This window comes from Mycobacterium heidelbergense (assembly GCF_050205645.1).
Classification (GTDB): Bacteria; Actinomycetota; Actinomycetes; order Mycobacteriales; family Mycobacteriaceae; genus Mycobacterium; species Mycobacterium heidelbergense_A.
In genome coordinates this window covers 1-22,365 of record NZ_JBNMQT010000023.1, presented here as the reverse complement: position 1 = coordinate 22,365, position 22,365 = coordinate 1, and the positions used below count along the sequence as shown (strand labels likewise).

The 22,365-nt window shown below is 69.0% G+C and carries 23 protein-coding genes, 1 tRNA gene and 1 pseudogene; 14 read left to right on the top strand and 11 right to left on the bottom strand.

Translation table 11 applies throughout. The annotated features are described in order from the left end of the window. Nucleotides 1-8 precede the first annotated feature (8 nt). Nucleotides 9-1,679 (bottom strand): adenylate/guanylate cyclase domain-containing protein, encoded by a 1,671-nt coding sequence (locus ACQI5H_RS21145; protein WP_427081299.1) that lies wholly within the window; start codon nucleotides 1,677-1,679, stop codon nucleotides 9-11. A 98-nt stretch (nucleotides 1,680-1,777) separates the two neighbouring features. Between ACQI5H_RS21145 and ACQI5H_RS21140 the strand changes: the two genes are divergently transcribed. Together ACQI5H_RS21140 and ACQI5H_RS21135 are read left to right on the top strand one after the other, a co-directional pair. After that, nucleotides 1,778-2,986, top strand: coding sequence for a DNA polymerase III subunit delta' (locus ACQI5H_RS21140; protein ID WP_427081253.1), 1,209 nt, complete (start codon nucleotides 1,778-1,780; stop codon nucleotides 2,984-2,986). A 64-nt stretch (nucleotides 2,987-3,050) separates the two neighbouring features. Continuing rightward, nucleotides 3,051-3,123, top strand: a tRNA-Thr gene (locus ACQI5H_RS21135). 30 nt (nucleotides 3,124-3,153) lie between these two features. Here the strand turns inward: ACQI5H_RS21135 and ACQI5H_RS21130 are convergent. Beyond that, nucleotides 3,154-3,528, bottom strand: a complete 375-nt coding sequence (locus tag ACQI5H_RS21130) for a DUF732 domain-containing protein (RefSeq protein ID WP_427081252.1) — start codon at nucleotides 3,526-3,528, stop codon at nucleotides 3,154-3,156. 533 nt (nucleotides 3,529-4,061) lie between these two features. Next, complete coding sequence (locus ACQI5H_RS21125; protein WP_427081251.1) at nucleotides 4,062-4,670, bottom strand: TetR/AcrR family transcriptional regulator; 609 nt, start codon at nucleotides 4,668-4,670, stop codon at nucleotides 4,062-4,064. A gap of 67 nt (nucleotides 4,671-4,737) precedes the next feature. Here ACQI5H_RS21125 and ACQI5H_RS21120 point away from each other — a divergent pair, with 67 nt between their 5' ends. The 3 genes from ACQI5H_RS21120 to ACQI5H_RS21110 are packed head-to-tail and all read left to right on the top strand — an operon-like array spanning nucleotide 4,738 to nucleotide 6,743. Further along, a complete protein-coding gene (locus tag ACQI5H_RS21120; RefSeq protein ID WP_427081250.1) occupies nucleotides 4,738-5,277 on the top strand; it encodes an aromatic ring-hydroxylating oxygenase subunit alpha in 540 nt (179 codons plus the stop codon). Further along, nucleotides 5,249-5,947 carry an RHO alpha subunit C-terminal catalytic domain-containing protein gene (locus ACQI5H_RS21115; RefSeq protein ID WP_427081249.1) on the top strand — a complete coding sequence of 233 codons (699 nt, stop codon included), beginning with the start codon at nucleotides 5,249-5,251 and terminating at the stop codon, nucleotides 5,945-5,947. The genes ACQI5H_RS21120 and ACQI5H_RS21115 overlap by 29 nt, the downstream gene beginning before the upstream one ends. A gap of 1 nt (nucleotide 5,948) precedes the next feature. Further along, on the top strand, nucleotides 5,949-6,743 hold the full coding sequence (locus ACQI5H_RS21110; protein ID WP_427081248.1) for a hypothetical protein: 795 nt from the start codon (nucleotides 5,949-5,951) through the stop codon (nucleotides 6,741-6,743). Here the strand turns inward: ACQI5H_RS21110 and ACQI5H_RS21105 are convergent. Continuing rightward, nucleotides 6,740-8,551 carry a hypothetical protein gene (locus tag ACQI5H_RS21105; protein WP_427081247.1) on the bottom strand — a complete coding sequence of 604 codons (1,812 nt, stop codon included), beginning with the start codon at nucleotides 8,549-8,551 and terminating at the stop codon, nucleotides 6,740-6,742. The two genes, ACQI5H_RS21110 and ACQI5H_RS21105, sit on opposite strands and share 4 nt — an antisense overlap. Here ACQI5H_RS21105 and ACQI5H_RS21100 point away from each other — a divergent pair. Continuing rightward, the gene (locus ACQI5H_RS21100; protein WP_427081246.1) at nucleotides 8,517-9,461 is read left to right on the top strand and encodes an NAD-dependent epimerase/dehydratase family protein; all 945 of its coding nucleotides are present in this window, start codon (nucleotides 8,517-8,519) and stop codon (nucleotides 9,459-9,461) included. The two genes, ACQI5H_RS21105 and ACQI5H_RS21100, sit on opposite strands and share 35 nt — an antisense overlap. Here ACQI5H_RS21100 and ACQI5H_RS21095 read toward each other — a convergent pair. From ACQI5H_RS21095 to ACQI5H_RS21085, 3 genes are read right to left on the bottom strand one after another with little or no spacing between them, the layout of a single operon-like run. Next, nucleotides 9,458-9,799, bottom strand: coding sequence for a DUF2304 domain-containing protein (locus ACQI5H_RS21095; protein ID WP_427081245.1), 342 nt, complete (start codon nucleotides 9,797-9,799; stop codon nucleotides 9,458-9,460). The two genes, ACQI5H_RS21100 and ACQI5H_RS21095, sit on opposite strands and share 4 nt — an antisense overlap. Continuing rightward, on the bottom strand, nucleotides 9,796-10,497 hold the full coding sequence (locus ACQI5H_RS21090) for a glycosyltransferase family 2 protein (RefSeq protein ID WP_427081244.1): 702 nt from the start codon (nucleotides 10,495-10,497) through the stop codon (nucleotides 9,796-9,798). Before ACQI5H_RS21090 ends, ACQI5H_RS21095 begins: the two co-directional genes overlap by 4 nt. A 14-nt stretch (nucleotides 10,498-10,511) precedes the next feature. Beyond that, nucleotides 10,512-11,786: a hypothetical protein gene (locus ACQI5H_RS21085; RefSeq protein ID WP_427081298.1), complete on the bottom strand. Its 1,275-nt coding sequence runs from the start codon at nucleotides 11,784-11,786 to the stop codon at nucleotides 10,512-10,514. 91 nt (nucleotides 11,787-11,877) lie between these two features. Here ACQI5H_RS21085 and ACQI5H_RS21080 point away from each other — a divergent pair, with 91 nt between their 5' ends. Beyond that, complete coding sequence (locus ACQI5H_RS21080) at nucleotides 11,878-12,969, top strand: DUF475 domain-containing protein (protein ID WP_427081243.1); 1,092 nt, start codon at nucleotides 11,878-11,880, stop codon at nucleotides 12,967-12,969. Nucleotides 12,970-13,152: 183 nt separating this feature from the next. Here the strand turns inward: ACQI5H_RS21080 and ACQI5H_RS21075 are convergent, their stop codons facing one another. Together ACQI5H_RS21075 and ACQI5H_RS21070 are read right to left on the bottom strand one after the other, a co-directional pair. Further along, a complete protein-coding gene (locus ACQI5H_RS21075; RefSeq protein WP_427081242.1) occupies nucleotides 13,153-13,845 on the bottom strand; it encodes a hypothetical protein in 693 nt (230 codons plus the stop codon). A gap of 47 nt (nucleotides 13,846-13,892) precedes the next feature. Beyond that, nucleotides 13,893-14,381 carry an inorganic diphosphatase gene (locus ACQI5H_RS21070; protein WP_427081241.1) on the bottom strand — a complete coding sequence of 163 codons (489 nt, stop codon included), beginning with the start codon at nucleotides 14,379-14,381 and terminating at the stop codon, nucleotides 13,893-13,895. A gap of 105 nt (nucleotides 14,382-14,486) precedes the next feature. Between ACQI5H_RS21070 and dacB the strand changes: the two genes are divergently transcribed. From dacB to hpt, 4 genes are read left to right on the top strand one after another with little or no spacing between them, the layout of a single operon-like run. Beyond that, on the top strand, nucleotides 14,487-15,872 hold the full coding sequence (dacB, locus tag ACQI5H_RS21065; RefSeq protein ID WP_427081240.1) for a D-alanyl-D-alanine carboxypeptidase/D-alanyl-D-alanine endopeptidase: 1,386 nt from the start codon (nucleotides 14,487-14,489) through the stop codon (nucleotides 15,870-15,872). Then, nucleotides 15,869-16,924: a zinc-dependent metalloprotease gene (locus tag ACQI5H_RS21060; RefSeq protein ID WP_427081239.1), complete on the top strand. Its 1,056-nt coding sequence runs from the start codon at nucleotides 15,869-15,871 to the stop codon at nucleotides 16,922-16,924. Before dacB ends, ACQI5H_RS21060 begins: the two co-directional genes overlap by 4 nt. Continuing rightward, a complete protein-coding gene (gene tilS, locus ACQI5H_RS21055; protein ID WP_427081238.1) occupies nucleotides 16,903-17,856 on the top strand; it encodes a tRNA lysidine(34) synthetase TilS in 954 nt (317 codons plus the stop codon). Before ACQI5H_RS21060 ends, tilS begins: the two co-directional genes overlap by 22 nt. A 43-nt stretch (nucleotides 17,857-17,899) precedes the next feature. Then, nucleotides 17,900-18,508 carry a hypoxanthine phosphoribosyltransferase gene (gene hpt, locus ACQI5H_RS21050; protein WP_076114835.1) on the top strand — a complete coding sequence of 203 codons (609 nt, stop codon included), beginning with the start codon at nucleotides 17,900-17,902 and terminating at the stop codon, nucleotides 18,506-18,508. Nucleotides 18,509-18,513: 5 nt separating this feature from the next. Here hpt and ACQI5H_RS21045 read toward each other — a convergent pair whose 3' ends face one another. Beyond that, nucleotides 18,514-19,251, bottom strand: coding sequence for an SIMPL domain-containing protein (locus ACQI5H_RS21045; RefSeq protein ID WP_427081237.1), 738 nt, complete (start codon nucleotides 19,249-19,251; stop codon nucleotides 18,514-18,516). Between the two features lie 277 nt (nucleotides 19,252-19,528). On the opposite strand from ACQI5H_RS21045, the gene ACQI5H_RS21040 reads away from it, so the two are divergent. Both ACQI5H_RS21040 and ACQI5H_RS21035 read left to right on the top strand, forming a co-directional pair. Beyond that, complete coding sequence (locus tag ACQI5H_RS21040) at nucleotides 19,529-19,828, top strand: PE family protein (RefSeq protein WP_427081236.1); 300 nt, start codon at nucleotides 19,529-19,531, stop codon at nucleotides 19,826-19,828. Nucleotides 19,829-19,841: 13 nt separating this feature from the next. After that, entirely contained in the window at nucleotides 19,842-21,035 is a 1,194-nt protein-coding gene (locus tag ACQI5H_RS21035; protein WP_427081235.1) for a PPE family protein, read from the top strand. A gap of 15 nt (nucleotides 21,036-21,050) precedes the next feature. Here ACQI5H_RS21035 and ACQI5H_RS21030 read toward each other — a convergent pair whose 3' ends face one another. Next, nucleotides 21,051-21,398, bottom strand: a complete 348-nt coding sequence (locus tag ACQI5H_RS21030; protein WP_427081234.1) for a hypothetical protein — start codon at nucleotides 21,396-21,398, stop codon at nucleotides 21,051-21,053. A 173-nt stretch (nucleotides 21,399-21,571) separates the two neighbouring features. On the opposite strand from ACQI5H_RS21030, the pseudogene ACQI5H_RS21025 reads away from it, so the two are divergent. Then, nucleotides 21,572-21,856 (top strand): annotated as a pseudogene (locus ACQI5H_RS21025) (PE family protein); the annotation flags it as partial. Nucleotides 21,857-22,365: the final 509 nt, after the last annotated feature.

The window sequence follows — 22,365 nt, the reverse complement described above, 5'->3', positions numbered from 1 at the left end:
CCGGCGGGTCACATGATCTCGCTGGATACCTCTTCGGACGCGCGCTCGGGTGTGTCTTCGGCCGGAGTGGCGAGCTGCAGCGGCCGGGCCAGCTGAGTGGGTGCGGCGCGCCCGCGCAGCTCGACGACCTCTCCGACGTCCCAGCACAGGGCCTCCGCGTCCAGCGCGCCGCTGACCGCGATCGCCGACCCGAGCACGTGCCCGGCCTCGAGTTTGGCCAGCTCGGTGAGACGCGCGGCCTCGTTGACCGGATCGCCGATCACGGTGTACTCGAAGCGGGCCTGCGCCCCGATGTGGCCCGCGATTGCCCGGCCCGCGGACACCCCGATGCCGAACTCCGCCGAGCCGATCACCGGGAGGAGTTCGTCGTGCAGCTCACGCGCGGCCGCCAGCGCGCCGCCGGATGCGTCCGGGTGCTCGATCGGCGCACCGAAGATCGCCAGCGCCGCATCGCCCTGGAACTTGTTGACGAACCCGCCGTGCCGGCCGACGGTGTCGACCACCACGCGGAAAAACTCGTTGAGCAGATGGACCACTTCGGCGGGCGGGCGCGTCGCGGCCAGCTGAGTCGAGCCGACCAGGTCCACGAACAGCACCGCGACGTCGCGCTCCTGCCCGCCCAACTCGGTGCCGCGCTCCAGCGCCCGGCGCGCGACGTCTTCGCCGACGTAGCGACCGAACAGGTCGCGCAGCCGCTGCCGCTCGGACAGGTCGCGCACCATGTCGTTGAAACCCGCTTGCAGCAAACCCAATTCGCTGGCGTCGTAGATCTGCATGTGCGCGTTGTAGTTACCGCGCTGCACCTCCGACAGCGCCCAGCGCAGCTGGCGCAGCGGGTCGGCGATCGACATCGCCACCAATAGGGTGCTGATCAGCCCGATGCCCAACGCCGCCAACGCCAACAACAGGATCGGGTTGAACAGACTCTCCGGTGCGGCGTGCAGCAGCGACACCTTGTCGGCCACCACCGCGAGCACGATGGCCAGCAGCGGCACCGCGGTGGACAGCATCCAGCTCAGGATCTGCCGCAGGATGACGCCGGGAGCCTTGACGTTCTCCGGGACCCCGCTGCGCAGGGCGGCGACGGCCACCGGCCGCAGCACCCGCTCGGACTGCAGGTAGCCGATGATCGCGGTCGCCGCCGCTCCCAGCGCGGTCGCGACGGCCACCACGGGCGCGGCGTAGCGGGCCACCGACCAGCTGGCGACGATGAACACCACGCTGCCGATGCACCAGTACACGATGGTGCTCAACGTGCGGTAGTAGGGCATGCGCAGCGCGCGGCTGCGCGCCAGCTCGGTGGCGGCCGGGTCGGCCTCGGCGAGCATGTTGTCGCGGCGCTGCCAGCGGAAAACCGGCACCAACAGCCGCAGGTTGACCACGACACCGACGAGGAACAGGACGACCAACGAGCTGGCGAAGATGGCCAGGTTGACCGTCGGCAGATCCTGCAGTTCAATGCGATCCTGCGGCGGCAGGCCGTAGCGCAGGAAGCCCAACACGAAGAGCGAGCCGATGATGTCGGCCTGCAACATGCTCAATGCGAACAGCGGCCACGGGGTGCGCACCACCCACCGGACGAACGCGCTGATTCGCCCGGGCAGTGCTGCCTCGGTTGCCACCAACCCACCGTATCGGTCGGCACGGACTAGTTGGAAACCTATAAACCCCTCGGCCAGTCGTCCCGTGCTGGCCAAACGCCGCGAAACATAACGGAATTGTCCCGGTTTGGTGGCCGATCGGTATCCGTCGGTCGGCGTCATTAGTGTTGCCGGTGATGTCCGGAGTGTTTACACGGCTGGTGGGCCAGGAGGCGGTGGAGGCCGCGCTGCTCGCCGCCGCTCGGGCCGCCCGCCGTGACCTGGACCACAGCCCCGCGGGTGACGGGACTATGACACACGCGTGGCTGATCACCGGCCCGCCGGGCTCCGGTCGGTCGGTCGCGGCGGTGTGCTTCGCGGCGGCGTTGCAGTGCACCTCCGACGGCGAGCCGGGTTGCGGCAGCTGCCGGGCCTGCACGACCACGATGGCCGGCACCCACGCCGACGTGCGGCGGGTGATCCCCGAGGGCCTGTCCATCGGCGTCGATGAGATGCGGGCGATCGTGCAGATCGCCTCGCGCCGGCCCACCACCGGACACCGGCAGATCGTCGTCATCGAGGACGCCGACCGGCTCACCGAGGGCGCGGCCAACGCCCTGCTGAAGGTCGTCGAGGAACCCCCGCCGTCGACGGTGTTCCTGCTGTGCGCGCCATCGGTGGACCCCGAGGACATCGCGGTTACGCTGCGATCCCGCTGCCGGCACGTCGCACTGGTGACCCCGTCGACCGAGGCCATCGCGCGCGTGCTGATCGAGCGCGACGGCCTGGATGCCGACACCGCGAACTGGGCGGCGTCGGTCAGCGGAGGTCACGTGGGCCGGGCGCGCCGGCTGGCCACCGACGCCGAGGCCCGGCAGCGGCGGGAGCGGGCGCTGGGACTGGTGCGCGACGCCGCGACCCCGTCGCGGGCCTACGAGGCCGCCGAGGAGCTGGTGGCCGCGGCCGAAACCGAGGCCGTCGTGCTGACCGCCGACCGCGCCGAGGCCGAGACCGAAGAGCTGCGCACGGCGCTCGGCGCAGGAGGCTCGGGGAAAGGCACCGCATCCGCGATGCGCGGGGCCACCGGCGCTCTGAAGGACCTCGAGCGACGGCAGAAGTCGCGGCAGACCCGCGCGTCGCGCGATGCGCTGGACCGGGCGCTGATCGACCTCGCGACCTACTTCCGCGACGCGCTGGTGGTCTCGGCGGATGCCGGCGCCGTGCGGGCCAACCACCCCGACATGGCCGAGCGGGTGGGCGCGCTGGCCGCCCATGCCACCCCCGAGCGGTTACTGCGCTGCATCGAGGCCGTCCTGGAATGCCGTGAAGCGCTGGCGATCAACGTCAAACCCAAGTTCGCGGTCGACGCCATGGTCGCGACCATCGGCCAGGAACTGCGCGATTGAGATCCGGCGAGTTGGGCGCCCCCGCCCGCCTGCCGTAGACTCGTCCCGCCCGCCGTGCGGGTGTGCCGCCTTAGCTCAGTCGGTAGAGCGATTCACTCGTAATGAATAGGTCGGGGGTTCGATTCCCCCAGGCGGCTCCGACTACCTGCCGTGCGAGCGTCGGCACCTCAGCCCGGAGGAAGCTCGCCTTGATGGCTGGGACAGTAGACGTCCACCGACGCGGTGACGAATCTGACCGCGGTCCTTCTGGCGCGAGCGGGCATTGCGCGTAAGGACGGATTGTCGTCATACGCCTTGTTCATCACATCTGTCACTGCGGCCTCGACCGGTGTGCCGCTGTCGAGGTCGCCACAAATTTGATGAGCGTGGTAGACGAGACCCGGCACGCCATCGAGGGCGGGTATCTGCAGTTGTTGGAGCCTCGCCAGAAACTGATCCTGCTGAGTGTCGGCGCCTGCCCCACCAGCGCAAATAGTCGCCGCCGTCAGCGCCACCGAGCCGCCAGCCAGAGCGGCTGCGAGGCGGATGATCCCGGTGCGCACGGCAGGAGTCCCATTTCTTCGGTGTCACCCGCTCGGCATCTCAATTAATCGACACCCAGAGGTAACAGTCACGGCGGCTGGCGCCTGCAATGATGGAGATCGTAACCGGTTGTAGGCGTGCATCACCATTGGACTTTCGGGCCGCGGCGCGACGGGCATGCAAGTATGCGGTGATCGCCGCCTTGATGGGCACAGCCACGTGGGCTCATGGCGCGGCGAACGATTTGCGCCAGCTACCAACGACATTCAACGCGACCGCTTTGATCGGGCCGGCCCCGGTGGGGGACATTACGCCCGATCCACAGATACCGGCACCGACGGTAGAGCAGCTCGCGCCGCCAGCCCCGGCACCGCCACCTCGTGCACCACAGCCGGTGTCGCCCCGACAGCCGCAAGCGCCCGCGCCACAACCCGAGGCACCCGCGCCACCACCCGAGGCGCCTCCGCCGCCGCCTCCGCCCTCCCCCCAGCCTCCGCCGAAGGGCCATGTCCAGCTCGCACCTTGAGCCGAGGCTCGTGTAAGTCGTTGCGGCTTAACGAGAATGGACCGTCCCCGGCACCAGCATCTCGATCATGCGCTCGACCCGCTCGGTGACCGCGGCGCGCGGCGCCCTGATCGCCGAGACGTCATCGAAATGGCATAGCCCGAGCAGCAGCAGGAACACGACTTTCGTCGTGGCTCGCGGGTTTGGATCGGTGCCCGAAAGCGCCCCGACGAACCGGTCGCCGTAGTCGCGGTGCCACTGCGCGATCAAGGACGCCAACCGCTCATCGCGCCGGCTGGCCAGATGCAATTCGGCGATGAGCCGCCGGTGCTGTGTCATTTCCGGGCGTAGGTAGGCGGTTGCGATGGCTTGCAGGGTCTGCTCGCCGCCGGCCGTGCGCAGCGCCGCCGCGGTGATCTGGTCGAGGGCACGCACCGCGGCCGCGTACAGCAACTCCTCACGGCTGTGAAAGTGGTTGTAGACGGCGGTCGGCGAGACGCCCGCGCGCTCCGCGATCCGCGGCAGGGTGCTGCCCTCGAATCCCCTTTCGACGCACACCGCCGCGGCTGCGTCGAGGAGCCGCTGGGCGGTAGCCTGTCCGTCCGAGTTGCGCGGGCGGCCCCGGGGGCGGCGCGCGGGAGCCTTCGTGTTCGGCATGGGGCCATTCTTGCGGGAATTGGCGACGATGTCTTGATAAATGAGTTACCGTTCATATACTCGGGGAATGGTGATGAGCTCCCAGCTGATCGACGGGGTCAAGCGGGACGCCCGCGCCGAAGCCGAGCGACGGGCATACCCGCCGGAGTTCCCGGTGCTGCCGCCCGTGCCCGCCGGACGCTATTCCGATGTCGACTTCGCCAAACTCGAAGCCGCCGCGGTCTTTTCGCGCTCCTGGCTGTTCGTCGCCCACGCCGACCAGCTGCGCAACCCCGGCGACTACCTGCTGCTCGAGCAACTCGACAAGCCGGTCATACTGATCCGCGGGCGCGACAACCTCGTTCGCGCCTTCTACAACACCTGCCGGCATCGGGGCGCCGCGCTCGTCGAGGAGCCGCACGGAAACGTCGGCCGCAGGCTCACGTGTCCCTTCCACGCTTGGACGTACAAAGCTGGTTGGCTACCCCGAGGCGTCGAACTTCGCCGGACTCGACCCCGAGTGCCACGGCCTGGCCGAGGTCCGGTGCGAGTCGTGGGGCCCGCTCGTCTTCGTCAACCTCGACCCGGGCGCGCCGCCGTTGTCGCGCTATCTCGCCTCCGTCGGTGAGGATCTCAGCGACTTCGGCGAGCTCGACGGCCGGCTACACCTGGTGAATCGCACGGTGCGGGACGTTCCCGTCAACTGGAAGCTGCCGGTAGACGCCAATCTCGAGACCTACCACGTCAACTACGTGCACCGCGCCTCGGCGGCCCGGGCACTGCAACAGTCCGCGACCGGCATCCAGCTGTTGCCCAACGGCCATTCCCGCATGCTCGTCTCCTATCGCGACGGCATCGACGGGGAGTCCCTCTCGCCGTTTCCGAGCGTGTTTCCCGGCCTCGGTGATCTGCCGTTCCGGGGCACGTTCTCCTACCACGTCTTCCCGAACCTGAGCATCGTGTTCAACGGCACCGGGTTCGTCTTTTTGATCACCAACTGGCCGACCGGCCCGGCCACGTCGACGTACAGCGTCCACTGGTGCTCGTCATTGGGCACCGACGCGCAGACCAACGACGCCGTCATCGCGGCCCTGTCCCAGGTGCTGTTCGAAGACCTCGACGTCCTGCCCGGCACGCAGCGATCGCTGGACGCGGGCACCCTCGGGTCGGTGCGGCTCGGCTACCACGAGCGGCGCATCTACTACCTGCACGAGGCCATCGACCGGGCCATCGGTGTCGAGCGCGTTCCCGAATCCCTGCGGGTACCAGAGCTTCTCGGCCCCTTCGCCGGACAGTGACATGCATCCCTTCGTCGCACTGATGCGCAAGTACTGCATCGACTACACGAACTCGCACGACCAATCGCTCTGCCCGCAGATCATGGAGCCCGACTACGTGGTGCACATCAACGGCTTGGCGCTCGTCCGGTCGACCACCTATGCCGAGGCCGTTCGTCAGATCTTCGACGCCGCACCGGGTTTGGGCATCGCCGTGCACGAGTTCGTGCTCAACGGCGAGCGGCTGTGCATGCACTTCAGCGAGCACGCGGCCATGCCGGCAGGAGAATCGCGAGCCCTCACCTGCTGGCGCGGCATCGGGCTCTACAAGTGGAACGGCACCCGGCTGACGGAGAACTACGTCGAGCAGGACTACTTCGCGATGCGGGCGCAGATCGCCAGCGGCCAACCCCATCCGCTGATTCCGCCCCACATCGATCCCTGGACGTCGACCGAGGCGGTGCCCGCCGATCCCGACGCCGAAAAGACCGTGCGCACGTGGTTGGAAAACGGCGACCTCGCCGCCGCCCCCGTGCACGAGATCGACGACGAGCGCACCGGCGCAACATATGAACCAGTGCTCGATCCCCGCGACGTCGTCGTCAACGACCTCTTTTCCGCGGGCGACGACGTCCCCTTCCACGTCACGATCCGCGGCCCATACCGGGGTGGATTGGGCGCGGGCGCCGAACAATTCGTCGGAAAACCGGCCGCGCTGCACGCCGCCGGGATCGCCCACGTCGCCGACGGCGCCGTCGCGTCCGTCAAGGCGGTCACCGCGCGCTCGCAGGCCCTGGCCGAGCTAACCGCGCGCTAGGCCGGCGCGACGAAACCCACCGGCCCCGACGCGAGGCACAACGAGAGCGCCGCGGTGTTGGCCCGGACGGTGATCGCGTCGCCGGCGCCCGGCAGCCGGACGAAGACGCGGTTCAGCCCCGGACGCACCGGAACCTTGACATCGGGCCCCTGCGTCAGCGACAGCGTCATCGAACCGTCGCTGTTGGCCAGATAGTTCAGTTCGACGGTCCAGTCGGCGGGCAGCAGCGGACCGTCGAGGGCCAGGCGGGCGGGCTTGTCCGGCTGCGCGAAATAGCCGCAGTGCGGCATGGGTCCCGGCGCGATGGTCCGAATCCAGGTGACTCTCGCGGGGATCACCCGCCCGGAACTGTCGATCATGCGCAATTGCGTTGTCGCCGCAGCGAATTCGGGCCTATCCCGCAATAGCGCGAACATGTGGCTGGCCAGGTTCTCCGGTGCGGCCACTCGTTGCAAAACCAGGGGATCGACCTCCTGATCGAGCATCGGCGCGTTCGAGGCCGCGCGCGCGGCGGCCAACCCGGCCCGGGCGTTTCGCAGATACGGCTGGGCGGGATTGTCGCGCCAGCTGGTCAGGAACGTCGCCGTGGAGTACAGGCTGCTGGCCACGAACAAGCCCGCCAAACCCGTCACCGCGACCGCGCGCCACCGCGACGCGTCCAGCCACCGCGCCGAGGGAGGCCGGTTGGGCGCGCACAGCGCGACGGCGGCCAGCAGCGCCAGCACCACGACGAGGTCCGGCAGATACCGCAGGGTCTGGGCGAGTTCGAGGGCGGTCTGCTTCGACGACCGCATCAGATAGATCGGCACCTGGCATGCGACGGTGTAACCGGCCGCGGTCAGCCACACCGGCCCGATCCGTTGCTTGCGCGCCAGCGACAGCGCGAGCAGCCCGGCCAGTATCAGCCAGCCGACCGCCATCACCGCCGGCGGGGGAGTGGCCCACGGCGACGCGGGTGCCCAGCGGTCCCAGTGCCACGGCCCGCCGGCCAGCCCCGGCACGATCCCGTGCGTGACCGATCGAGAGAGCAGATCCCACGTCATCGCCACGTCGGAACTCCAGCGCTGCTGGTTGACCACGGCCAGATACAGCGCCACCCAGGCGACGGTCAAGATCAGCGACGCGATCCACAACCGCAGCCCCGCCCGCCACACCGTGCGCAGCGCCGCCGCCTCGCCGCGCACATGGCACAGCAGGGCGGCCACCGCGAACGCCACGAACGGGATCACGGCCGCCTTCTCGAAGAACAGCAGCCCGCCGAAGTAGACCAGCACCCCGGTCACCGCGTAGCGCTGGTTGCCGGTGCGGACAAATAGAATCGCGTCGGCGCACACCCAGGCCAGCGCCGCCAGCATCGGCAGCGAGTTCAGCGCCGCCGCCCACCACGCGAACCCGGGCACACCCAGCGGGGTGAACAGCGCGAAGGTGAGCGGGAGGAGCAGGACCCAGCGCCAGCCCAGAATGACGTAGAGCGCGCGCAACAGGGCCAAGGACGCCAGTAGCTGCAGCACCACCAGGCTGATCGCCGGCCACGTCCAGTCCAGGGGAGCCAGCCGGGTGATCGCGCCGCCGAGCAGGAAAGCGGCCGGCATCACATGGCCGTCGTGGTCGTCGAACAGATACGACGGCGACAGCAGGCCGTGGGTGCCGGCCTTGCCGATGAGAATCAGGTCGTCCCAGTAGAAATAGCCGCCGAAGGCCAGCACGGCGCGGATCACCAGCTGCACCGCGATCAGCGCGACCGCCGCGGACACCACTCTGTATGGTGGGCCGGTGCGCGCACTGGTCACCGGGGCAGCCGGATTCATCGGGTCGACGCTAGTCGACCGTCTGCTGGCCGACGGTCACACGGTGCTGGGGCTGGACAACTTCGCCAGCGGCCGCGCGACCAACCTCGAGCACCTGGCCGACAATCCGGCGCATGTCTTCGTCGAGGCGGACATCGTGACGGCCGACCTGAACGCCATCCTCGACGAGCACCGGCCGGAGGTGGTGTTTCACCTGGCGGCGCAGATCGACGTGCGGCACTCGGTGGCGGACCCGCAATTCGACGCCTCGGTCAACGTCGTCGGCACCGTGCGGCTGGCCGAAGCCGCACGCCGCAGCGGGGTCCGCAAAATCGTGCACACGTCGTCGGGCGGATCCATCTACGGCACCCCGCCGCGCTATCCCACCCCCGAGACGGTGCCCACCGATCCGGCGTCCCCGTACGCCGCGGGCAAGGTGGCCGGGGAAATCTATCTGAACACCTTTCGCCATCTGTACGGCCTGGACTGCTCGCACATCGCGCCCGCCAACGTCTACGGGCCGCGCCAGGACCCGCACGGCGAGGCGGGCGTGGTGGCGATTTTCGCCCAGGCGCTGCTGTCGGGTGAGCCCACAAAGGTGTTCGGCGACGGCACCAACACCCGCGACTACGTGTTCGTCGACGACGTGGTGGACGCGTTCGTCAAGGCCGCGGGGGAAGCGGGCGGCGGGCAGCGCTTCAACATCGGCACCGGGATAGAGACCTCGGACCGCCAGCTGCATTCGGCGGTGGCCGCAGCCGTCGGCGGGCCCGACGACCCGGAGTTTCACCCACCGCGGCTGGGCGACCTGAAGCGATCCTGCCTCGACATTGGCTTGGCCGAAAGCGTTTTGGGCTGGCGGCCGCAGGTTCGGCTCGACGACGGCGTGCGCCGCACGGTCGACTACTTTCGCGGCGTGCAGACCGTCTAGCCCTCGTCCGGCGCCAGCGCGCCCTCGAGCGCAACCGCACGCGCGAGCCGCGCATAGCGCAACTCCAGGTCCTTGAATCGCATGTAGGTGCTCAGCGTGGTGAAGCTGAAAGCCATGATCAGCGCGTAGAGCATCAGATCGGTCCCGCGGCGGACCCCGAACCAGTGCGCGACCACGGTGGTGTCGTCGGGCCGCAGCACGGCGTAGGCCCCACCCAGCACGAACAGGATGTAGCCGACCTTGACCCAGGCCCGGGACCGCGCATTGCGGCGCGACCGTAGCAGGTAGACCAGCAGCGCGACGATCGAGGAGATCAGCAGCACCTGAATCCAGTTCATCTCGGAATCCTCCCTCGCAGAAACCCGTCGAAGATGATGTTGACGCCGTTGAGCAGGGGCTGCCCCTTCGACTTCGAGTACTCGGTGTAGAGCACCTCGACCGGCAATTCGGCCACGCGCCAATGGTTTTCGGCGATCAACATGACGAACTCGTTGGCGTGGCTCATGCCGCTCATGGTGAGGTTCAGCCCGTCGGCCACCGTCTTGTTGAACACCCGCAGCCCATTGTTGGTGTCGGTCAAGCCAAGCCGGCGCCCGCGCCTGCTCAACCGCGCCGCGGTCCGCAGCACGATGCGCTTGACGAACGGCGGCCGGCTGCCCTGGGGCGCAGCGAACCGCGTTCCGATGACGACGTCGACGTCGCCCGCGCGTAGCCGCTCGACCATCGCGGCCACGTCCTTGACGCGGTGCTGGCCGTCGGCGTCGAAGGTGGCGAAAACCCCTGCGCCGGGCTGGGTGCGGGCGTATTCGACGCCGGTCTGGATGGCCGCGCCCTGCCCCAGGTTGATCGGGTGGCGCACCAAGTGCGCGCCGGCACGCCTGGCGATTTCGCCGGTGTCGTCGGCGCTGCCGTCGTCCACGCACACGACGTTGTCAAAAACCGAGCGCACATCGCCTATCACCTCACCGATGACAGCGGCTTCGTTGAAGGCGGGAATGACGATCCAGACGCCGGAGTAATCCGTTTCGATGCTCACCAGGTTATCCAGGATCAGCCGGTTAGGCGCCCGGCGCGCCCCAGCGCCACCAGATGGACGCCGATTCCCGCCAACGGACCACACAGCAAGCCGACCACGGTGCGGGTCTCCAGCGGCAGCGGCAACAGCAGCAGCAGTCCCGACGCCACCGTGGCACCGACCCACCCCAGCGAGTACGCGCGGTGCAGCGCGGCCGCCACGGCTGCCGCTCCGGTCAGCGTCAGGATCGCGATCGCCACGGCGGCGCCGGTCAGCCACGCCAGCAGCGCGCTGCCGGCGTCGTACTGCGGGCCGAACGCGACCCGCAGCAGCCACGGCCCCACGACGCCCGCGGCCACTACCCCGATCGCGCCGATGCCGCCGATGATCGCCGCCGGCACGACGAGCGCCCGAAGCCGCTCGGTGCGCTGGTCGACGAAATGAGCGATCAGGTTGCCTTGCATGGCGGTCAGCGGCACCAGCAGCGGCGCCCGGGTCAGCGTCACGGCCAGAATGATCACTCCGCCTTGTGCCCCAAGCTCATTCGACGTCAGCTTCAGCAACACCGGGAATCCCATCACCAGAATCGCGCTCGCGCCGGCCGCGGTGATGGAATGGGCGGCGCCCCTCAGGAACGTCGCGGTGCTGCCCGGCGTCAGCATGCGGGCGGTCGCGCGCGCGGCGGGCGACGCCACCAGCATGATCAGCCAGGCCACCGAGCCGGCGACGGTGGCCCACAGGAATCCGCCCAGGCCCCAGCCGATGACGAACGTCGCCGCCGCGACGGCGACGCGGATGACGGCGTCGGTCACCATCAACGCCCCGTAGTGGGTCCACTGGTCGGTGCCGGCCAGCATGCCCAACAGGGTGGCGTGCAGGCAAAACCCGGCGAGGCCGACGCTGAGCAGCACGACCGATAGCCAGCGCGCCTCGACGAAGACCCGACCGCTCCACAGCAGCGAGCTCCCGGCGATCACGACGGCGGCGGCGACGCCGACCATCGCGGCGACGCGCAGCGGATGGGTGCGCGATCCGCCCGGGTCGGGCAGCACGTCGATGTAGCGCGTCGAGCGGACTTCGCGGGTGGTTTCCTGCAGCAGGCCGTTGGCGGCCCCGGAGACCAGCCCGAACGCCCCCCAGAACACCCCAAAAACCGAGAAGCCGCTCGGAGCCAGGTCACGAGCGGCCAGGTAGATCACCGCATAGCCGCACAGCGCGGTGAGCGCGGTCGCGGTGCCAACTCGGGCCATGCTGCCGCGCGCGATCGGCCCGGCTCCAGTGGAGGCTTGGGTACCGCCGACCTCGGGCATCGCCACAATTTGAAAATAGTAAGTGCGCCGGTGCCGACGGCCGGCGGCGGCAATCGGCTTCGCTAGTGTGGGCGGCTGGCAGGAAGGACCCATGGCCGCCCTTCGCATCTTCGGTTTCTCGCTGTTACTCACCGTGGCGGCCCTTGTGCTCGGGTATGCCCACGGCGGGCTCGACGCCCTGTTTCTGTTGCTGGTCCTGGCCGTGCTCGAGGTGTCGCTGTCGTTCGACAACGCCATCATCAACGCCGCGATTCTGAAGCGGATGAGCTCGTTTTGGCGCCAGATGTTCCTGACGCTCGGCATCTTGATCGCGGTTTTCGGTATGCGCCTGATCTTCCCGTTGCTCATCGTGTGGGCGACCGCCGGACTCGACCCGGTGCGCGCTATGGAGCTGGCGCTCAAACCGCCGCCGCACGGGGCGCTGGAATTTCCCGACGGCTCACCCAGCTATGAAAAGCTGATCATCTCGGCCCACCCCCAGATCGCGGCTTTCGGTGGGATGTTCCTATTGATGCTGTTTCTCGATTTTGTGTTTCAGGACCGAGACATCAAGTGGCTCAAGTGGATTGAGATCCCGTTCGCCCGCATCGGGCGGCTCGGGCAAGTGTCGGTGGTGGTGGCCGGCGGTGCATTGGTCCTCGCCGGCACGCTGCTAACGCACTCGAGCGAGGAGCGTGCGACGGTGCTGACGGCCGGGCTGCTGGGCCTGGTCACGTATCTGGTAGTCAACGGCCTGAGCCGGGCGTTCCGGCCGTCGAGCGTCGACACCGCCACGACGGATGCCAAGCCGGCCGGTGCGACCGGCAGGGCCGGATTGATGCTGTTCTTGTATCTCGAGGTGCTCGACGCCGCGTTCTCGTTCGACGGTGTCACCGGCGCGTTCGCGATCACCTCGGACCCGATCGTGATCGCGCTCGGTCTCGGGTTGGTTGGCTCGATGTTCGTCCGGTCCATCACCATTTACTTGGTCCACCAGGAAACGCTGGATCGGTACGTGTACCTGGAACACGGCGCGCACTGGGCGATCGGCGCGCTGGCGGTGATCATGCTGTTTTCCATCGAGCCGCGCTTCCAGATCCACGAAGTCATCACCGCGTCGGTGGGCGTCGTCTCCATCGGCGCGGCGTTGGGTTGGAGCGTGTTGCGCAATCGAAGGGTCGCACGCGCCGGGGCCGTTGCGTGAGTCACACCTGCCACTTCTCTCACCCCGGGGCGGGGATAGGAGTTGTGCCCGCCTCTGAGCGACAATGCCGACGCGCAGCCGGGTAGTGGGCCTTTGCCGCCGCGGTCGGGTTGTCGCTCAGAGGCGGGCAAACCCACCGTCCTTTCCGGCCGTGGCTTGTGGGGCGGATGTTGTTCAGGCCAGCTACGCCTCGATCTGGCCGTCGATGCGGCGTTCGATGGCGGCGCGCGCCGGGGCCGGCAGCACGATCAGGCCGTCGAGTTCCTTGCTCGCCCGCGCATAAGCGCTCTGCCGTTCCTCGCGCGTGGCCGCCTCGTCCTGCGCCAGGTCCAGCAGGTGCTGGGCGCGCGCCAGCCGCTGCTGTTCGTCCTCGGAGAAGTCGCTGCGGCGTCTGCGGATCGCCTCGGCCTCGGCGATCTCGAACGCGCTGATGTACTCGTGGACGGCGTTGCGGTATTCCAGTTGCGCGTCCCGGTCGCCGAGTAGGTCGTCGGGCCGCTCCGGCCGCAGCAGGTCCGCGCGCCGCTTGGCCTTGTGAAACGCGATGGTCAGCGGCGCGCGCATGTCGGTCATCATCGGGAAGTCGAGCAGTTTGGCGATGTCGACCTCGTAGTCCAGCCACCGTGCATCCGTGCGGTCATGTGCCGCAATGACTTTCGCGAGCGCGCGGCGGTCGCTTTCCCCGTCGTCCCGCGCGCGGCCGGACGCCTGCGCCACGGCGATCTTGGCTTGCTGCTTGAGCCGATACCGTTCCAGCCGCCGATCGGCCCGGCGCTCGCTGGCGGCGGCGAGGGCTCGCAGGCCCCCACCGATCGCGCCGCCCAGTGGAAAGACCAACCACCAGAAGTTCGAGGCGAAATGCAGAACCGGCGTCACATCGCCAGGATGCCACCGAGAATCGGTGCGCGGTTACGCCTGCAGCGTTAGTGCCCTTCGGTCTTGAACCGCTCCACCGAGCGCTGCACCTCGGCTTCCGCCTCGGCCCGCCCGACCCAGTTGGCCGTCTTGACGTATTTGCCCGGCTCCAGCGCCTTGTATTGAGAAAAGAAGTGCTTGATTACGTCCAGTTCGAAGGACGGAACGTCCCCGATGTCCTGGATCTGATCCCACCGGTGGTCGCCGGCCGGGACGCACAGCACCTTGTCGTCGCCGCCGGCCTCGTCGGTCATCTGGAACATGCCGACCGGCCGCGCCTCCACCGTCACGCCGGGGAACAGCGGCTCGGGCAGCAGCACCAGCGCATCCAGCGGGTCGCCGTCCTCGCCGAGGGTGTCCTCGATGAAGCCGTAGTCGGTCGGGTAGGCCATCGACGTGTAGAGGTAGCGGTCCAGACGTACCCGTCCCGTCTCGTGATCGACCTCGTATTTGTTCCGCTGGCCTTTCGGGATCTCGATGATCACGTCGAATTGCACCGTCTCGGCTCCTTGAGTCTGGGTAGGTCAGTGCGTTGCGGGTCCACCCTAGTCGAGCGGAATGCGGCCGATTCGGCAGAATGGGACCAGACAGTCAGGAGAGTGATGAGTCCTACTCGCTGGCGGAAATCCACCCCTGTGTTCGTCGGGTTGGCCGTGCTGGCGTTTGTTGCCGCCGTGGTAGCGGCGGCGACGTTCTTCACCACGGGCGGGCACGGCGGCAGCGGCGGGCGGGTTCCGGTACCGCCGCCGCGGCCGCCCGTCGTCAAGCCGGGAATGGTTCCGGTCAGCGACTCGGCCGAAACACCAAGCGTCCCCGGGGTGGCGGCCGCGCTGGCGCCGGTGGCGGGCGATCCGAACCTGGGCCGGTTGGGCGGGCGCATCACCGACGCGATGACCGGCAAAGAGCTGTGGCAGGTGGCCGACGACGTGCCCTTCGTACCGGCGTCGACCAACAAGGTGCTGACCGCGGCCGCGGCGTTGCTGACGCTGGATCGGCAGGCCCGGATCAGCACCCGGGTCGTCGCCGGAGGTCCGAACGCACAGGGGCCCATCGTGCTCGTCGGTGCCGGGGATCCGACGCTGTCGGCGGCGCCGCCGGACGTCCCCACCTGGTACCGGGGTTCGCCGCGGCTCAGCGACCTCGTCGAGCAGGTCCGCCGCAGCGGGGTGACGCCGACGGCGGTGCAGGTGGACACCTCGGCGTTCACCGGGCCGACGATGGCGCAGGGCTGGGACGCCGCCGATGTCGACAACGGCGACATCGCGCCGATCGAATCGGTGATGATCGACGCCGGGCGCATCCAGCCCAGCACGGTCAATTCGCGGCGGTCGCGAACGCCCGCGCTGGATGCGGGACGGGAGCTGGCCAAGGCCCTCGGCCTGGATCCGGGCGCGGTGACGATCGCCACGGCGCCGTCCGGGGCGCGGCAGCTGGCCGTGGTGCAGTCCGCGCCGTTGGTCCAGCGGCTGTCCGAGATGATGGACCACTCCGACAACGTGCTGGCCGAATGCATCGGCCGCGAGGTGGCGGCCGCGATCAACCGGCCGCGCAGCTTCGCCGGTGCGGTCGACGCGATCACCAACCGGTTGAGCACCGGACACATCGACACCACCGGGGCCGCGCTGATGGATTCCAGCGGGCTATCGGTCGACGACCGGTTGACGGCCAAGACCCTCGACGGCACGGTGCAGGCGGCCGCGGGTCCGGACCAGCCCGCGTTGCGGGCGCTACTGGATCTGCTTCCCATCGCCGGCGGCAGCGGAACGCTGGCCGACCGCTTCCTCGACACGGCCACCAACCAGGGCCCGGCTGGCTGGTTGCGGGCCAAGACCGGCTCGTTGACCGCCATCAACGCGTTGGTCGGCGTCCTCACCGACCGCAGCGGACGCGTGCTCACCTTCGCGTTTCTGTCCAACGCCGCCGGCCCCAACGGCCGCAACGTGATGGATGCCCTGGCGAGCAAGCTGTGGACCTGCGGGTGCGCATGAGCCCGCCGTCCGATCTGACTCTCGGCACCGCCGTCGACTGGCGATTCGCGGCCACCGTCGGAGTCCGGCTGGCCCGGCCGGGTCCGCCGGCCACCGACTACACCCGCCGCCAGGCGATCGACGAGCTGACGGCAGCGGCCGCGAAAGCCGAACCGCCGGTGCGCGACGTCACCGGCCTGGTGACCAACGGCGCGGTGCCCGCGGCGCGAATCGTCGACCGGCCCGAGTGGGTTCGGGCCGCCGCGGAGTCGATGCGCGTGATGACGAACGGGAGCGAAAAGCCGCGCGGATTCCTCACCGGCCGGATCACCGGGGCGCAGACGGGAGCGGTGCTGGCGTTCGTGTCGTCCGGGATCCTTGGCCAGTATGACCCGTTCGCCACCAATACCGGGACCAAACAGGGCTGCCTGCTGCTGGTGTACCCGAACGTCATCGCCGTCGAGCGTCAGCTGCGCGTCGAGCCCACCGACTTCCGGTTGTGGGTATGCCTGCACGAGGTGACCCACCGGGTTCAGTTCACCGCCAATCCATGGCTGTCCGAATACATGTCGCAGGCACTGGGCTTGCTGACCCGCGACGCCGGCGAGGACGTCGGGCAGGTGGTCAATCGCCTCGCCGACTTCGTCCGCAACCGCGGCGCCGCGGAACCGGACGCCAACTCGTCGGGGATTCTCGGCCTGGTGCGCGCCGTCCAGTCCGAGGCGCAGCGCGAAGCCCTGGATAAGCTCCTGGTCCTCGGCACGCTGCTGGAAGGCCACGCCGACCACGTGATGGATGCCGTCGGACCGATGGTGGTGCCGTCGGTGGCCACCATCCGCCAGCGATTCGATGAACGTCGCCACCGCAAGCAACCGCCGCTGCAGCGGCTGCTGCGCGCCCTGCTGGGCCTCGATGCCAAACTCAGCCAATACACCCGCGGCAAGGCGTTCGTCGACCACGTGGTGGGCAAGGTCGGGATGGAGCGGTTCAACACCATCTGGTCGGGCCCCGACACGCTGCCGTTGCCCGCCGAGATCGAAGATCCCCAGCGATGGATCGACAGGGTGCTGTAGGGCAGCTGCGCGCAGCTGTCGAGGATTTCGCCAAGGCCCATCCGGTCACCCAATGGGGGGTCGCGCTGTCCGGCGGCCCGGATTCGTTGGCGCTCACCGCCGTCGCGGCCCAGCTACGACCCACCACGGCGCTGATCGTGGATCACGGCTTGCAGTCCGAATCGGCCGCCGTTGCCGAAACCGCACGGGCGCAAGCGATTTCGCTGGGATGTGTTGATGCACAGGTGCTGTGCGTGACGGTGGGGAACGACGGCGGTCCGGAGGCGGCCGCGCGCGCCGCCCGCTACGCCGCGTTGGCGGCTTACCGCGAGGGGCCGGTGCTGCTGGCACACACGCTCGACGATCAAGCGGAGACGGTGCTGCTGGGCCTGGGTCGCGGTTCCGGGGCGCGCTCGATCGCCGGTATGCGTCCCTACGATCCGCCGTGGTGCCGACCGCTGCTGGGGGTGCGGCGGGCCGTGACGCACGCCGCTTGCCAGGAGCTGGGCCTGACCGCGTGGCAGGATCCGCACAACACCGACCGCCGCTTCACCCGAACCCGGTTGCGCCTCGAGGTGCTGCCGCTGCTGGAGGAGGTGCTGGGCGGCGGCGTGGCCGAGGCGCTGGCCCGCACCGCGACGGCCTTGCGCGCGGACACCGAGTTGATCGATGCCCTTGCCGCACAAGCGTTGCCCGGGGTGACGGCGGGCGCCGGGCTGCACGCCCAGGCCCTGGCCGCGCTGCCCGATCCGGTTCGACGGCGGGTGATCCGCGGCTGGCTGCTGAGCGGCGGAGCAACCGGGTTGACGGACAAGCAGATCAGGGGCGTGGACACGCTGGTCACCGCCTGGCGGGGGCAGGGCGGGGTGGCCGTCGGGTCCCCGTTGCGTGGTGAGCGGTTGATCGCCGGACGGCACGACGGCGTCCTGACGCTGCGACGCGAGCCTGTGTAAATCGGGACTGGCGTTGGTTGTTCGCCCGTTGGCGTGGCACGCTGTGGGCGTGGCCCAGATCTCCTCGGCGATCACCCCCGCGCAGCCGGTAGACCTGTATCCGGGGGATATCAAGTCTGTGCTGCTCACCGCCGAGCAGATTCAGGCCCGCATCGGCGAACTGGGCGAGCAAATCGGCAGCGACTACCGCGACGTCGCCGCGCAGACCGGCCAGGATCTGCTGTTGATCACCGTGCTCAAGGGCGCGGTGATCTTCGTCACCGATTTGGCCCGCGCGATTCCGGTGCCGACGCAGTTCGAATTCATGGCCGTCAGCTCCTACGGGTCCTCGACGTCGTCGTCCGGGGTCGTGCGGATCCTCAAGGACCTGGATCGCGACATCAACGATCGCGACGTGCTGATCGTGGAGGACGTCGTCGACTCCGGCCTCACCTTGTCGTGGCTCTCGCGGAACCTCACTACCCGGCATCCGCGCTCGCTTCGGGTGTGCACGCTGCTGCGTAAGCCCGACGCGATGCACGCCAACGTCGACATCGCCTACGTCGGCTTCGACATTCCCAACGAGTTCGTGGTGGGCTACGGCCTGGATTACGACGAGCGCTACCGCGACCTGTCGTATATCGGGACGCTGGATCCCCGCGTCTACCAGTAGCCGCGTTAGTCGAGCTCCCACACCGCGGTCACCGAGAAGCTGACGGTCTGCTGGCCGGGCTCCAGCGGGACCGCGGCCATGCTGCGAGGCGGCGCCGGCGGACCCCCGGGCGTGGGTGCGCCGCCCGGCGCTTCCGAGATGGACAGCACCCTGCCCAGCCGCAGCCCCGACAACTGCGCGTACTGATCGGCGCGGTTCTTGGCATCGTTGAATGCCCGTGCGCGAGCGTCCTTTACCAGTTGCGAGTCGTCGGCGATGGAGTAACTCACGGAACTGATCCGGGTCGCGTCGCCGCCGGTGTTCACGATCAACGCGAGCATTCGGGACGCGGCGTCGGTCGGGTGGATCTTGACCCGGATCGCGTTGGTGGCGCGGTAGCCGGTGATGGTCGCGGTGCCACCGCTGTATTGGGGGTCCAGGGTGACCGTCGTGGTGCTGATGTCCTTGCGATCGAGCCCGGCGCCGACCAGCGCGCTGATGACCGCCTGCTGACGGTCGTTGGTCTGGTTCATCGCGGCGGTGACGTCGGGCGCGGTGAATTCGATGCCGACGTCGGCGGTCAGCGTGTCCGGGACGCCTTGGACTTGCCCCGATCCCAAGACGGTTACTTGACGCGGATTTGCGCCCGGTGCGGACGCGGAATTGTGCTGGTCGCACGCCGACAGGGTGGCGACGGCCAATCCGGCGGCGGTTACCGCAATGGACCGGCGGACAAACCACGGGGCGCTTCTTGCGATCGACATGTGTGGACACTAGCGTCTCGGGGCTCGGCGCTCCAGGAGCCGCGGCCGGCAAAGCATAACGTGCGCCGTGGCAATCGCAAGAAATTCATATACAACTCCAATCATATTGGTTCACAACATGTTTCATATAAGAACCCAATGTTGCAGCACATTCACGCAGCTAAGTGAACAGTCATCGACTCCGCAATGAATTGGCACCGCTGGAGCTGTCATATCCGGCCGTAGCTGACTTAGCGTCTTGAAAGCCGTTGAACCGAAGCGTTTTTGAGGAGAAAGCATGTCTTTAGTCGTCGCGCATCCCGACGTAATGGCCGCGGCCGCGGCGGAACTGCACGCGATCAATGCCGCGGTGCGGGCCGGAAATGCCGCCGCGGCAGCCCCGACCATCGGGGTGTCTCCCGCCGCCGCGGACGTGGTGTCGATGCTGACCGCCGCGCAGTTCGCCTCGCACGCAAGGCTCTATCAGGAGATCAGCGCCCAGGCCGCGACTCTCCGAGAGCAGTTGGCGACGGTGCTTGGCATCAGCGCCGGTTCGTATGCGGCGACCGAGGCGTCCAACGCCGCCACGATCGCCTGACCGAGGGGGACTCATGCTGGATTTCGCGCAGCTGCCGCCGGAGATCAATTCGGCGCTGATGTATTCCGGGCCCGGCTCGGCGCCGCTGCTGGCGGCCGCGGCGGCCTGGGACGGACTCGCCACCGAGCTGCAGGCCACCGCGTCTTCCTACGGATCGCTGATCGTTGGCCTGACCGACGGACCGTGGCATGGTCCGGCCGCGGCGTCCATGGTCTCCGCGGCCGCGCCGCACGTCGCGTGGCTGAACGGCACCGCCGGACAGGCGGAACAGGCCGGGGCCCAGGCCGTTACGGCGGCCGCCGCCTACGAGGCGGCGTTCGCCGAAACGGTGCCTCCGCCGGTGATCGCGGCCAATCGGGCGCTGTTGATGGCCTTGCTCGCGACCAACTTCCTCGGCCAGAACACCGCGGCGATAGCGGCCACTGAGGCGCAGTACGCCGAGATGTGGGCTCAGGATGCCTCCGCGATGTACGGCTATGCCGGTGCGTCGGCGGCTGCGTCGACGTTGCCGCCGTTCGACCCCGCGGCGCCCACGACCAACCCGGCCGGGCCGGCAAGCCAGGCCGCCGCGGTCGCCCAAGCGGCCGCGGGCGCCACCGGCGCGGAGCAGGCGATTCCCACCGCGCTGCGGGGCCTCGCCGGATTGACAAGCTCACCGACGTCGCTTCTCGACGTCACCCCGACCCCTAACGGCGACGGAATCGTCGTCGGCGGCGTGCTCGGCGATGTGCTGGAGGGCTTGACCGGATCGGCGACGCTGGATGCCAGCACGCCCTTCGACACGTTTATCCGATTGATCTCTCCCACACGGCTTTTCACCACCGCATTCAAAGACATCCAGGGCCTCGCCCAGGCCATGATGCCCCAGGCCGCGAAGGGGGCGGAGGGCGCCGCGAAGGCTGCTGTTGAGACGTTGCCGCGCGCCGTTTCGGGCGCCCTCGGCGGCGCCGCGGGAGCGGTGGGCAAGGCCGCATCGATCGGGGGATTGTCGGTGCCGGCGTCTTGGGCGGGCGCGGCCCCGGCGGCGAGCCCCGTCACGGTGGGCCTCAACGGCCTCGGAGCCGCCGCGGCCGCCGAACCGGCCACGAACACGTTGGGCGGATTGCCCGTGGTGGGTGCCGGGGGAGGGCGGGGTCTGGCCCACATTGCGCCACCCCGCTACGGATTCAAGCCGACCGTGATGGCGCATTCGCCCGTCGGCGGTTAGCGGCGGGCTCGCCAGCTACTCGCGGGGAGCGTCCGGCGTCGGAAACTGCAACACCCGGCGTCGACTGGTGTCCTGGAACGGGCCCACGGAACCCGGGTCGGCTAGGGCCTCGCGCACGTCCGCGAGCGTGATGAGGCCGAGTTCGACCTGCAGCCAGGTGGCGCTGAGCCCGAACGCGTGGGCCGCGCGCCTGGCCTCCTCGGCGTCCGGGAAGTCGTCGGCGTTTGCGCGCCCCGCCTCGCCGTACCAGCGGCCCTTGGTGACGCCACAGGCGTCGCGCAACTGCTCGACCGTGATGTCGCGGTTCAGCGTCGCCTCGAGAAGGCGCCTCAATCCCCAGCCGTCCGCGTTCGTCCGTGGCATCCGACAAGCGTAACCGGGTGCCGAAAGCCGGTCAAACTGTCCTGAGCTGGGACGTCGAGCTTCCAAAAAAGAATTTCTGACTTAGAACTAGACATATATTCCAGTTTTATGACAGAGTGTCCGCAGTTCGTCCCCGGACAGCACCACGGTTCCCGCCAGAAGGAGCAATCCCCATGTCGTTTGTGATCACACTGCCGGAGCAGCTCAGCGCTGCCGCCGGCCGGCTACAGGCGATTGGCGCGGCCGTCAGCGCGGCCAATGCGGCCGCCGCGTTTCCGACCACCGGCGTGGTGCCCGCCGCAGCCGACGCGGTGTCCGCAATGACAGCGGCACGCTTCACCGGTTACGGCCAGATGTATCAGGCAATCGGCGCGCAGGCCGGCGTGATCCACGAACAGTTCGTCCAGACCTTGGGGGCCAGCGCCAACGCCTACGCGGACACCGACGCGATCAACGCGATGCAGGTCGCGGGTGGCCAGGTGGTCACCGGGACGCCGGCGCGCATGGTCCCCGCCGCGCCCGCTCGCGTGCCGGCCGGGCCCGCTCGTGTGCCCGCCGGGGCTGCACCTGCTCATGTGCCGGCCGCGCCTGTCGTTCCTGAACGCGTCGCCTCGGCGGTGCCCGCTGGTGCGGCGTCTGCCGCGCCCGCTCGCGTGCCGAGCGGGCCCGCCCGCGTCGCGCCGCCGCGCATGGCGCCGACCGCGCCCGCTCGGCCGGCGCCCGCTCACCCGGCGCCCGCACCGCCCGCCAACCCGACGCGGTTTAGGGGTGGCGCCTACAGCGGTTATGGCGCGCCGCACAGCGGTGGCTGGGGCGGTAACTACACGCCCCACGGCGGTGGCTGGGGCGGTAACTACACGCCGCACGGCGGCGCCTATGGCGGTTACGCCGCGCCGCACGGCGGCGGCTGGGGTGGTCACGAGCTGCATGGCGGCGGCTGGGGTAGTCACCCGGCACCGGCTCACCC

Excerpts from the sequence above, each read along its gene's own strand:
- dacB (WP_427081240.1), top strand. The coding sequence starts at position 14,487 with ATGAGTCCTACTCGCTGGCGGAAATCCACCCCTGTGTTCGTCGGGTTG.
- ACQI5H_RS21105 (WP_427081247.1), bottom strand. The coding sequence starts at position 8,551 with ATGAATCCGGCTGCCCCGGTGACCAGTGCGCGCACCGGCCCACCATAC.
- ACQI5H_RS21060 (WP_427081239.1), top strand. The coding sequence starts at position 15,869 with ATGAGCCCGCCGTCCGATCTGACTCTCGGCACCGCCGTCGACTGGCGA.
- ACQI5H_RS21085 (WP_427081298.1), bottom strand. The coding sequence starts at position 11,786 with ATGCCCGAGGTCGGCGGTACCCAAGCCTCCACTGGAGCCGGGCCGATC.
- ACQI5H_RS21035 (WP_427081235.1), top strand. The coding sequence starts at position 19,842 with ATGCTGGATTTCGCGCAGCTGCCGCCGGAGATCAATTCGGCGCTGATG.
- ACQI5H_RS21110 (WP_427081248.1), top strand. The coding sequence starts at position 5,949 with ATGCATCCCTTCGTCGCACTGATGCGCAAGTACTGCATCGACTACACG.
- tilS (WP_427081238.1), top strand. The coding sequence starts at position 16,903 with ATGGATCGACAGGGTGCTGTAGGGCAGCTGCGCGCAGCTGTCGAGGAT.
- ACQI5H_RS21125 (WP_427081251.1), bottom strand. The coding sequence starts at position 4,670 with ATGCCGAACACGAAGGCTCCCGCGCGCCGCCCCCGGGGCCGCCCGCGC.
- ACQI5H_RS21095 (WP_427081245.1), bottom strand. The coding sequence starts at position 9,799 with ATGAACTGGATTCAGGTGCTGCTGATCTCCTCGATCGTCGCGCTGCTG.
- ACQI5H_RS21030 (WP_427081234.1), bottom strand. The coding sequence starts at position 21,398 with ATGCCACGGACGAACGCGGACGGCTGGGGATTGAGGCGCCTTCTCGAG.
- ACQI5H_RS21080 (WP_427081243.1), top strand. The coding sequence starts at position 11,878 with ATGGCCGCCCTTCGCATCTTCGGTTTCTCGCTGTTACTCACCGTGGCG.
- ACQI5H_RS21040 (WP_427081236.1), top strand. The coding sequence starts at position 19,529 with ATGTCTTTAGTCGTCGCGCATCCCGACGTAATGGCCGCGGCCGCGGCG.
- ACQI5H_RS21120 (WP_427081250.1), top strand. The coding sequence starts at position 4,738 with ATGGTGATGAGCTCCCAGCTGATCGACGGGGTCAAGCGGGACGCCCGC.
- ACQI5H_RS21045 (WP_427081237.1), bottom strand. The coding sequence starts at position 19,251 with ATGTCGATCGCAAGAAGCGCCCCGTGGTTTGTCCGCCGGTCCATTGCG.
- ACQI5H_RS21140 (WP_427081253.1), top strand. The coding sequence starts at position 1,778 with ATGTCCGGAGTGTTTACACGGCTGGTGGGCCAGGAGGCGGTGGAGGCC.